Source organism: Streptococcus sp. (assembly GCF_019414905.1).
Taxonomy (GTDB): domain Bacteria; phylum Bacillota; class Bacilli; order Lactobacillales; family Streptococcaceae; genus Streptococcus.
In genome coordinates, this window is sequence record NZ_DXLC01000257.1 from 1 (window position 1) to 6,066 (window position 6,066).

At 41.2% G+C, this 6,066-nt stretch carries 5 protein-coding genes; all 5 read right to left on the bottom strand.

Features of this window, described 5'->3' with window-relative positions; all coding sequences use genetic code 11:
- Positions 1-136 precede the first annotated feature (136 nt).
- Positions 137-553 carry a cytidine deaminase gene (locus tag QZ359_RS07770; RefSeq protein WP_293965283.1) on the bottom strand — a complete coding sequence of 139 codons (417 nt, stop codon included), beginning with the start codon at positions 551-553 and terminating at the stop codon, positions 137-139.
- 31 nt (positions 554-584) lie between these two features.
- A complete protein-coding gene (gene gltX, locus QZ359_RS07775) occupies positions 585-2,045 on the bottom strand; it encodes a glutamate--tRNA ligase (protein ID WP_000031054.1) in 1,461 nt (486 codons plus the stop codon).
- Between the two features lie 127 nt (positions 2,046-2,172).
- Entirely contained in the window at positions 2,173-3,522 is a 1,350-nt protein-coding gene (locus tag QZ359_RS07780; protein ID WP_000018268.1) for a glucose-6-phosphate isomerase, read from the bottom strand.
- Between the two features lie 170 nt (positions 3,523-3,692).
- Positions 3,693-4,382 carry a gamma-glutamyl-gamma-aminobutyrate hydrolase family protein gene (locus QZ359_RS07785; RefSeq protein ID WP_000124770.1) on the bottom strand — a complete coding sequence of 230 codons (690 nt, stop codon included), beginning with the start codon at positions 4,380-4,382 and terminating at the stop codon, positions 3,693-3,695.
- Between the two features lie 138 nt (positions 4,383-4,520).
- Positions 4,521-6,066, bottom strand: a 1,546-nt coding sequence (gene patB, locus QZ359_RS07790) for a multidrug efflux ABC transporter subunit PatB (RefSeq protein WP_293965289.1), incomplete at its 5' end; no start/stop codon positions are given.

Below are 6,066 nucleotides of genomic sequence, written 5' to 3' on the forward strand. Positions count from 1 at the left end.
TGTTTTCAACTCTTACTATTATACCGGCTTTTTGTTTTTTGTCAACACCTTTTTTTAACTTTTTACAATTTTTCAATTCTTTTCAAGTACAGTTTTTCAAATTATAGTAAAAAGAGCCAGAATTGTACTGACTCTTCTATTGTTCATTAAACTTAGAAGCACGTTCTTCTCCCCACCAATAGGGCATTAGTTCTGAGACTTTAACTGTTTTTCTTGTATCATAGTCCATCATGAATTCTGCATCTTTATTTTCAGCATTCAGCTCTAAAAGGAATTCTCTACAAGCTCCACATGGCATTCCTGAACTTCCACCATAAGGTGGTTTGTCTCGAAAGGCTAATACTTTCTTAACCTTAGTTTGTCCTGAAAATTGGTACATATTAAAGAGTGCTGCCCGCTCTGCGCAGAGATGGAAAACACCACAGGTTCCCTCCATACAGAATCCTGTAAATATTTGTCCATCTTCTGCTTCTACTGCGGCCACAACATGGTTAGCGTAAACAAAATCAGATACTTCATGTGGATCGTATAGCTTCTGTGCTTCTTCGTACATCTTTTCCCAGAATATCCATTGGCAGTCCTTCTTATTTAGAAATCTCTTTGAGCATGTTTTCGATATGCTGAATTGACTTTTCACGTCCGAGCAAGAAAATGGTGTCTGGCAATTCTGGTCCATGCATTTCACCTGAAACTGCGATACGAATAGGCATGAAAAGATTTTTCCCTTTAATACCTGTTTCTTTTTGAACAGCTTTGATTTGTGGGAAGATATTTTCTGTTACAAATTCATCATCTGTCATCGCTTCAAGTTTTGCTTTGAAGGCTTCAAGAACTGTTGGGACTGTTTCACCAGCCATGACTTCACGCTCTGCTTCGGTCAATTCTGGGAAATCTGAGAAGAAAAGATCTGTCAATGGGATAATCTCATCTACTGATTTCATTTGTGGTTTATAGAGCTCAACTAATTTTTCAGCCTTGTCAGTTAAACGGCCCGCTTCCTCTAAGAATGGTTTTGCCATTTCAAAGATAGTTTCTAGGTCTGCATTCTTGATATAGTCATTGCTCATCCAGTCGAGTTTCTTCTGATCAAAGGCTGCTGGTGACTTGCTGAGGCGGTTTTCATCGAAAAGTTTAATGAGTTCTTCACGAGAGAAGATTTCATCTTCACCGCCTGGGTTCCAACCAAGAAGAGCAATAAAGTTAAAGACTGCTTCTGGAAGGTAACCTTTTTTACGGTAGTCTTCGATAAACTGAAGGGTGTTGGTATCGCGTTTAGACAATTTTTTCCCAGTTTCAGAGTTGATAATCAAGGTCATATGACCAAACTCTGGAGCTTCCCAACCAAGTGCTTCATAAACCATGAGCTGTTTTGGTGTATTAGCAATGTGATCGTCTCCACGGATTACGTGAGAAATTTGCATATCATGGTCATCAATGACAACGGCAAAGTTGTAAGTTGGGTAACCGTCTTTCTTTTGGATAACCCAGTCACCACCGATATTGCCACCTTCAAATTCGATATCACCTTTGACCATATCATGCCACTTGTAGATACCTGACTCATTGACAGCCAAACGAACAGTTGGGATGATCCCTGCTGCTTCACGTTCTGCGATATAAGCTGCTTTTTCTTCTTCACTCATACCAAGGTATTCATTGATGTAGCGTGGTGTTTCGCCAGCTGCTTCTTGGCGTTCGCGTTCAGCTGCCAACTCTTCTTCTGTAACGTAAGATTTGTAGGCTTTTCCTTCAGCTAACAGTTGGTCGATGTATTTTTGATACAAGTCCAAACGCTCAGACTGGCGGTAATTTTCATGTGTTTCTGGGCTTTCATCCCAATCCATACCTAACCAGCGAAGGTTTTCAAGTTGTGAACGTTCACCATCCTCGACATGACGTTTACGGTCAGTATCTTCGATACGAATGATAAATGTTCCACCATGATGGCGTGCATACAAGTAGTTAAACAATGCTGTACGGGCATTCCCGATGTGTAGTAGTCCTGTTGGACTTGGTGCGTAACGTACGCGGATATCTTTTGACATAGTTTCTCCTATAAAGTCTCTAGGCGTCTGCCTTTTTGCTCTCTATATTATATCACAAGTCTTGGCTGAGTCCAATTTCTATGGATAAAGAGAGTAAAAAGAGTGGACAAACCACTCTTTTCTTCTATTATAGACGTGCGTTAAGTTCTTTGCTCAATTCTTCAAATCCTGGTTTTCCAAGAAGAGCAAACATGTTACGTTTGTAAGCTTCAACACCTGGTTGGTCAAATGGGTTGATAGCATTCAAGTAACCTGAAAGAGCGATAGCCAATTCGAAGAAGTAGATTGTGTAACCAAGAGTGAAAGCGTCTTGCTCTGGAAGAGTCACGTACATGTTTGGTACATCACCATCTGTGTGGGCAAGAAGAACACCGTCAGTCGCTTTTTTGTTTACAAAGTCAACGTCTTTTCCTTGAAGGTAACCAAGTCCATCAAGGTCTTCTTCCAAGCTAGGGATAATTACGTTTTTACGAGGTTTGTCAACACGAACAACTGTTTCAAACATGATACGAGTTCCTTCTTGGATAAATTGACCAAGTGAGTGCAAGTCAGTTGAGAAGTTGGCTGAAGTTGGGTAGATACCTTTTTGGTCTTTTCCTTCTGATTCACCAGCCAATTGTTTCCACCACTCTGAGAAGTATTGAAGTGATGGCTCGTAGTTTACCAAGATCTCAGTTGCATAGCCTTTACGGTAAAGAATGTTACGAACTGCTGCGTATTGGTAAGCTTCGTTTTCAGAGATTTTATCTGAAGTGTAGTCTTTGCGAGCTGCGTTCGCACCTTCCATAAGGGCTTTGATGTCAGCTCCTGATGCCGCGATTGGAAGCAAACCAACGGCTGTCAATACTGAGAAGCGTCCACCGATGTCATCTGGAACAACAAATGTTTCCCAACCGTTAGCATCTGCTTCAACCTTAACAGCACCTTTTTGGCGGTCAGTTGTTGCATAGATACGTTTGTTAGCTTCTTCTTGTCCGTATTTCTTAACCAAGAGTTCTTTGAAGACACGGAAAGCGATAGCTGGCTCAGTTGTTGTACCTGATTTAGAAATTACGTTTACTGAGAAGTCTTTGTCTGCAACATACTCTACCAAGTCAGCAAGGTAAGTAGATGAGATTGAGTTTCCTGCGTAAAGGATTTGTGGAGCTTTACGTTCTTCTTTTGTTTGCAAGTTAGCAAAGTGATGGTTCAAGAAATCGATTGCTGCTTTGGCACCAAGGTAAGATCCACCAATACCGATTACAACCAAAACATCGCTGTCTGATTTGATTTGCTCAGCAGCTTTCAAGATGCGGTCAAATTCTTCGCGGTCATAGTTTTCAGGAAGGTCCAACCATCCCAAGAAGTCGCTACCAGCACCAGTTCCTTTACGAATCAATTCATCTGCTGCTGTTACTTGTGATTGCATGTATTCCACTTCATGTGGTGCAACAAATTTGTCTAAAACTTTTGAATAATCAAATTTAATATGTGACATGTTATTCCTCCAATATTTCTTCTTTTCTATCATAACGCTTACCTTCGTTTTTTTCAAGTTTTTTTGTCGAATTTCTCCAATTTTTATCAGAATTCAAACGTTTGCGTAAAAATCCCATATTCCAAAAATTTTGAAAAAATAAAAGAAAGAACGACTAGATGTTCCAGTCGTTACAGTTCATTCAATAAATACTCAAATAATTCTAAATTACCATCTTCTTCATTGACCAGAAACTCTGGGTGCCACTGCAAACCGATAATGCGGTGCTCGTCGATAGACTCAATCGCTTCGATGGTCTGGTCTCTTGGATCAATAGCAGTTACACGGAAATTAGGTGCCAAATCTTTGATACTCTGACGATGTACGGAGTTGACCTGACTTTCTTTTCCAAATAGCTTAGCCACCACGCTTCCTTCCACTGTCTCAATAGAGTGAGATGTTCCGAAAGGCAGTCCTTGCCAGTGACCTTCGATTTCTTGATTGAGGGTTCCACCAAAGGCAACATTGACAAGTTGAACACCGCGACAGATTGCCATAATTGGTTTATTCTGACGAAGCGCTTCTTTCAAGAGGGCCAGTTCAAACTCATCACGTACTAGATTGTAATCATCGCTCTCGATGGTCTTTTTCTCTCCATAAAACTGAGGGTGGACATTTTGGCCTCCTGTCAAAATGAGTTTGTCAATCATTTCCACATAATCGCGTACAACTGACTCATCACCAACAGGAATGACTAAAGGGAGACCACCGACTTGACGAATGCTCTCTGCGAATCTACAAGATACAGATGAATGAATGTTTTTGCCTTCTGCGTCTACGGGACATAGATTTGCAGCAACTCCTACAACCGTTCTAGCCATGATGCCTCTCCTTTCGAATGTTAACGATAGTCCTATCATAGCACTCAAAATGACTTTCGTCTAATATGTTTTTTTTAAGGCTGTGATAAATATTTTCTATGGACAAGAAAAAGCTGCCCGCATAGGACAACTTTTTTCTTATTCAAAGACAAATTGATTGTAATAGAGTTCTGAGTAGAATCCACCTAGTTTTAAGAGTTCATGGTGGCTACCGCGTTCAATGACTTCTCCATCTTTAAGGACAATAATCTGGTCTGCATTGAGGATGGTTTTCAAGCGGTGGGCAATGACAAAACTAGTTCTGCCTGCTACAACCGCCTCCATGGCATGCTGAATCTTACTTTCTGTCACCGTATCTACGTTTGAAGTTGCTTCATCTAGAATGAGAACTTCTGGATCTGTCATCAGGGTTCGAGCGATAGAAATCAATTGTTTCTGTCCTGTTGAGAAGAGGCTCTGGTCATCATCGATAAGGGTATCGTATTTGTCAGGTAAGCTTTCGATGTAGTCGTGGATATGGGTTGCCTTGGCTGCTGCCTCAACCATTTCTTGACTAGCATCTGGCACACCGAAACGGATATTGTCTCGAATCGTTCCGCTAAACAAGACCGAATCCTGCAAAACAATTCCCACCTTACTTCTGAGACTATCTAAATCATAGTCACGAATATCTTTCCCATCAAAATAAATGCTACCAGCATCAACATCATAAAAGCGATTGATAAGGTTCATAATGGTGGTTTTTCCTGAACCCGTTGGCCCAACAACTGCAGTCATCTGGCCTTTAGGAGCAGAAATGCTGACATCTTTCAAAATAGGTTTATCAGGCAAGTATGAAAAATCAATGTGACTGATTTCAACACCTTCTTGCAACTGAGTGAAGATTGGAGCCTTTTCAGGTCGGATTTCTTCCTCTGCGTCAAACATTTCCTGAATCCGTTCAGCCCCAGTAAAGGCTAACTGAAGGTTTCCCCAACTAGCTGCAACTTGGATAATAGGCTGGTAGTACTGCTGTGAAAATTGGGCAAACATAACAATCAAACCTAGGGCTGTACTTGTTTCAATAGACTTATCATTCAAAAGTACAGCTGAACCCGCAAAGATGACGATGGCTGTGTTAACCAAACTCATCCCATTCATGACAGGGAAAAGAATTCCTGAGAACATTCTTCCTTTAAAGGTTGCCTTGCGCACACGCTCATTTTGTTCAAGAAATCCTGCCATCATATCCTCTTGAATTCCTTGCACAATGACAGCTTTTTGGCCTGAGATACTCTCATCCATATAGGCGTTGAGTTTCCCTACCTCTTTTTGCTGGAGATTGGTGTATTTGCGTGCCATTTTCACGATGAAAATCAGCATGAGGAAGGCTACTGGTGTGCTGGAAATGGTGATGAGGGCCAGCGTCACATTTCTCGAAAACATGACAAGAATCAGACCAATGTATAAAACAATATTGCTCATGACCTGAATCAAGCTCTCGTTAAAGGCTTGGAGGATATTATCCAAATCACTGGTAAAACGAGACAGGATATCTCCATCTTGTCGGCGGTCAAAGAATGAAACCGTCAATCGCGCAAGCTTCCCAAAAAGGCCTTTGCGCATCTCGTTGGTCGATTCTGCAATCACGCGCGTCATAAGACACATGTATATGACCTGTCTCTTATACACATCTGACGCTGCC